Source organism: Bacillus sp. JJ1521, assembly GCF_036965165.1.
Lineage (GTDB): Bacteria > Bacillota > Bacilli > Bacillales > Bacillaceae_L > Ferdinandcohnia.
Map to the genome: position 1 here is coordinate 1 of NZ_JBALOX010000285.1, position 1,382 is coordinate 1,382.

Annotated in this window: 1 protein-coding gene and 1 other RNA gene; both read left to right on the top strand. The window is 41.2% G+C overall.

Features of this window, described 5'->3' with window-relative positions:
- Positions 1–183 precede the first annotated feature (183 nt).
- An RNA gene (rnpB, locus tag V7147_RS24835) (RNase P RNA component class B) lies at positions 184–577 on the top strand.
- 309 nt (positions 578–886) lie between these two features.
- Positions 887–1,382: THUMP domain-containing class I SAM-dependent RNA methyltransferase (locus V7147_RS24840; protein ID WP_335370469.1), on the top strand; the 496-nt coding region annotated here is incomplete at its 3' end.

Here is a 1,382-nt window from a genome sequence, read left to right on the forward strand (position 1 = left end):
GACGTGGGTCACAAAGACGTTTCCACAGGATGTGGAGTTCGTAGTCTTTGTTCCTTAAACGGCTTTTATGGGAATCTCTAGTGGAGGTTTTACAGCCTATTAAGGTTTGGGAAAATTTACTAATGTGTTATCACTTGCAATTGTAATGTTTTTTTACTATACTATTTTTTGCACACATTAATAACGTTCGGGTAATTGCTGCAGGGCGACCTGCAGAGGAAAGTCCATGCTCGCACGGGCTGAGATGTCCGTAGTGTTTGTGCCTAGTGAAACGATAAGCTAGGGTAGCGAGGAGTTAATCTTTGCTAACGGCAGGGAAAAAACCTAAGTCCATTGGATATGGTTTGACTACCTTTAAAGTGCCACAGTGACGAAGTCTTGTAAGAAATTACAAGAGTGGAACGAGGTAAACCCCACAAGCGAGAAACCCAAATAATGGTAGGGGCACTTTCTCCCTTGGAAATGAACAAGGAGAAGGACAGACGGTTTACCGTCTGTAGATAGATGATTACCACCGGAGTACGAGGCATTCGTTTTGCCGATTGAAGTACGAAGGAACAAAACATGGCTTACAGAACGTTATTAATTAAACGAGTCTTACATGATGAATAAAGAAGAAAAGCTCTTCGTGATGAAGAGCTTTTTGTATGCATATATAACGATCTTGGCAGCAAATCTTGCATTCCAAGTTAATTTTCTTTATTCTTTTACTATATAAGAGGTTGTTCAAAAAGTCCGGTGAAAATGACACATCGAATTTCTTCGTTGGCTTGCTTTTCCGTTCCTCACGTATTAAATGCATACGCTCCGGTACTCAAAGCTGCGCCGCCTNNCCTCCTTTTGAACACGCACTATAAATGAATGTACATAGTTAGGGTGAACGTGAATGGGAAAAATAACACTTATTGCCACAGCCGCAATGGGGATTGAATCAATCGTAGCAAAAGAAGTGCGGGATTTAGGCTATGAATGTACGGTTGAAAATGGGAAGGTTACGTTTGATGCGGATGAGCAAGCCATCTGCCGCAGCAACCTTTGGCTTAGAACAGCAGATCGAATTAAGCTTAAAGTTGGAGAATTTAAAGCAACAACCTTTGATGAATTATTTGAAAAAACAAAAGCCCTTAATTGGGGCGATATCATTCCAGAAAACGCAGAGTTTCCTGTCATTGGGAAATCTGTGAAATCAAAGCTTTTTAGTGTATCAGACTGTCAAAGTATAGTAAAAAAAGCAGTCGTAGAGAGCCTAAAGAAGCATTATCGCAAAACATCCGGTTGGTTCGAAGAAACAGGTCCATTATTCCGCATTGAAGTAGCCCTGCTTAAAGACGTCGTAACATTAACCATCGACTGCAGTGGGGTCGGGTTACATAAACGTGGTT